This window comes from Mesorhizobium sp. M7A.F.Ca.CA.001.10.2.1 (assembly GCF_003998575.1).
In the GTDB taxonomy this organism is placed as follows: Bacteria; Pseudomonadota; Alphaproteobacteria; order Rhizobiales; family Rhizobiaceae; genus Mesorhizobium.
Genome location: NZ_RZQY01000656.1, coordinates 1 through 3392, shown reverse-complemented (window position 1 = coordinate 3392; position 3392 = coordinate 1). Strand labels below are relative to the sequence as shown.

Sequence of the window (3392 nt, the reverse complement as noted above, 5' to 3'; positions counted from 1 at the left end):
GTCCAGGATTGCCTCGAGCGGGCGCTTGTGCGGCTCGACAACTGGCAGACGGGAGAAAGCCCCCGGAGGTGGCTGTTTACGATCATGCATCATTTGTTCATCGACCAGATGCGCAAGGTGAACCGCCGCGGCGAGGCGGCGATGCTGCCGCTGGAGGCGGGCGAGGCCGTTGCCCAGCCGGCCGAGCAGGTGGAGAGCATTGCCTCGCGCGAGATCGTCGACGCATTGCAGGCGATCAGCCCCGACCGTCGCGCAGCCCTTGTCATGGTTGCCATCGAAGGTTTTTCCTATGCCGAAGCCGCCAACATTCTGGGCGTGCCTGCGGGCACGCTGATGTCGCGCATTGCGCGCGGGCGTGAGGAATTGCGCGGGTTGCTGGACGACACGGCGCGCCGCCGCGCGATAAGGATCGTCGAGAAATGATCCGCCGCGACTTTTCCGAACGTGACATCCATATGGCGCTCGATGGCGAGCTGCCCGGCGATGAGCGCGCGGCCTACGATGCCTGGCTCGACGCCAATCCCGAGATGAAGGCCAGGAGCGCCCGTTTCACCGCCGACCGGGCGGCGCTGCGTGCCGCCTTCGCCGACGTGCTGGACGAAGCCGTGCCTGGGCACTTGCGCAAGGTCGTGCTTGGCGAGGTGCCGGTCAAGGCAGCTGTGTCACGCTCACGCTGGTGGCTTGCCGCTGCTGCCGCCGTGCTTCTGGCCGTAGGCGGACTTGGTGGCTATTTTGCCGGCATCGATGGCATCGGCCAGGAGGACCCGGCCGAAGATCGGCTGGCCGAGCAGGCAATCGCGGCTCATGTCATCTATGCCGCCGAAAAGCGGCATGCCGTCGAGGTGCCGGCCAGCGACAAGGACCATCTGCAGACATGGCTGTCCAACCGGATAGGGCTGAATCTGGTGGCGCCGGACCTGACCGCCGACGGATTCCAGCTGGTCGGCGGCCGGCTGTTGCCGGCAGGCGAGAGCAAGGCCGCCATGCTGCTTTACGAGGACGGCAATGGGCAGCGTATATCGCTGTTTGTCACCACGGAATCGACGGAGAATGCCAAGGGCACCTACGCCGCCGCGCAAGATGGACCCGAGGCCGTCTACTGGCTGGACAAGGGCTATGGCTGCGCCGTGGTCGGCTCCTTGCCGCGCGAGCGGCTGGCCGAGGTTGCCAGGAGCGCCTACACGCAACTTGTGAACGGGCTGGCAAGCTGAACGGCATTGCTTTTGCCGGTGCCGTCGATCCGCGAATGCCGATCCGGCCGAAGGGCCCTTTCACACCCGTCGAGTCGGCGTCGGATTTGTCACAATTCGGCCCTAATCGAGGTGCGATAGCGCTTGATGAATGCCGTCGCATCGCCCCGAAAATCGGAAGCGGTTTTTGGAAACACGAGGCGAAGATTCAAGGTGGTGGAGCGGACTTTGTGCGCCCAGGTGGACGCCGGTTTTCCCAACGCCCTGGTCGGCGTCAAGGACGTGTTCGAGTAGGGCCATTTCCACCACCAATCGAGGTTTTCTGAAGCCGCATGCCTGCCGAGATCCGCACGCCCCGCGCGTCTGACGTCGATGATCTCGCCGCCATTGAGAAAGCTGTTTTCTCAAGCGACCGTATTCCCCGCCGCTCCTTTCGCCTGTTCATCGAGCGTGAAACCGCCGAGACGCTGGTCGCTGAAGTCGATGGCCGCCTGGCCGGCTACGCGATCGTGCTGTTTCGCAAGGGCAGCGGCGTGGCGCGCCTCTACTCGATTGCGACCAGTCCGTTTTTCGGCGGGCTGGGTGTCGGCCGCATGCTGCTCGGATCCGCCGAAGATGCCGCCTTCGAGCACGACCGCATGATGCTGCGTCTCGAAGTTCGCGAGGACAACAGCCGCGCGATCCGTATCTACGAACAGGCCGGGTATCGCAAGATCGGCCGCGAGCCCGGCTACTATGAGGATGGCGAAACGGCACTTCGCTACGAAAAGACCTTGCGTGGCGACATTCCGATCGCCACCAAGGTGCCGTTCTACCCGCAGACCTGCGAATTCACCTGCGGCCCGTGCTGCCTGATGATGGCGATGGCCAATTTCGATCGCGGCTTCGTGCCGGATCCGGTCATGGAAATCCGCCTGTGGCGTGAAGCGACGACCGTCTTCATGATGTCGGGTCCCGGTGGTTGCGAGCCATTCGGCCTCGCTGTCTCGGGCTACGAAAGCGGGCTCGCGGTGGAGATCTACGTTTCCTTCTATGGCGCGTTGTTCCTGCAATCGGTACGCAGTGAGGACAAGCGCAGAGTGATGGAACTGGCCCAGGTCGACTTTCGCCGACGCGCGGAACTTTACGGCATCCCGGTGAATTACCGTGCATTCACAATCGACGATATCCGCGCTGCGATCGCTGAGGGAAAGCTGGTGCTGGTGCTGATCAGCGGCTTCCTGATGTTTGGCAAGAAGGTGCCGCACTGGGTGCTGGCGATCGGCGATGACGGCGACCATATCCTGATCCACGACCCTTGGGTCGAAGACGAAAGGCAGGAGACCATCCTTGATGCAGCCAACATTCCCGTGCCTTACGGCATCTTCATGAACATGGCGCAGTTCGGTCGCGATGGATTGCGTGCCGCCATCACTCTGGGAAAGCGTGACAGATAATGACCTGGGTCATCCTTACCGGCAGGCAGAGCGATCTCGACCAGGTGGCGACACCGCACAAGATCATCACCAATCGCGACTATCTCGCGCACCCGTCACTGTTTCGCGGCCAGTGGCCGAAGGTCATCAACCTGTCGAACAATTACGGCTACCAGAGCCGCGGCTACTATGCGTCGCTGCTGGCAAGCTCGCGCGGCCACAAGGTGATCCCGACGGTCGAAACGATGATCGACCTGTCGGAGCGCAAGCTCTATGAACACGCGCTGCCGGAACTGGAGCTGGCGCTCAACAAATGCCGCAAGGATCTCGCCGGCGTTTTTCCGCAAAAGGTCTGCATCTTCTTCGGCATCGGCCCGTCGAAAATCTGGGACCGCTTCGCCAAACTTCTGTTCGACTGGTTCCGCGCGCCGGCGCTCGAAGTCCACATCAAGGACAGCGCCGAATGGGCCTCGATCCGCAAGATCGGTTTCCATCCGCTGGCGCGGATGACCGAGGATGAGGAAAAAAGCTTCATCCAGTGCCTGGAGACCTACACCAACCGCGAATGGCGCGACACCAAGGGCCGCACGCCGGCGCGCTACACCTTCGCCACGCTGGTCGACCCGCATGAGGAATTGCCGCCATCGGAGATATCGTCGCTGCGCTATTGGGCCAAGATCGCCGAGAAGATGGGTGTCGAAATCGAGCCGATCACCAAGCGGGACCTCGCCAAGCTCGCCAATTACGACGCGCTGTTCATTCGCGAGACCACCTCGATCTCCAACCA

At 62.5% G+C, this 3392-nt stretch carries 4 protein-coding genes; all 4 read left to right on the top strand.

The genetic code is table 11. The features are described 5' to 3' along the window. Positions 1 to 423: RNA polymerase sigma factor (locus tag EN964_RS29330; protein ID WP_164753433.1), on the top strand; the 423-nt coding region annotated here is incomplete at its 5' end. After that, positions 420 to 1211: an anti-sigma factor gene (locus EN964_RS29325; RefSeq protein WP_127271681.1), complete on the top strand. Its 792-nt coding sequence runs from the start codon at positions 420 to 422 to the stop codon at positions 1209 to 1211. The genes EN964_RS29330 and EN964_RS29325, both read left to right, overlap by 4 nt. A 311-nt stretch (positions 1212 to 1522) precedes the next feature. Continuing rightward, a complete protein-coding gene (locus EN964_RS29320) occupies positions 1523 to 2626 on the top strand; it encodes a peptidase C39 family protein (RefSeq protein WP_127277065.1) in 1104 nt (367 codons plus the stop codon). Then, positions 2626 to 3392: RimK-like ATPgrasp N-terminal domain-containing protein (locus tag EN964_RS29315; RefSeq protein ID WP_206528777.1), on the top strand; the 767-nt coding region annotated here is incomplete at its 3' end. The genes EN964_RS29320 and EN964_RS29315, both read left to right, overlap by 1 nt.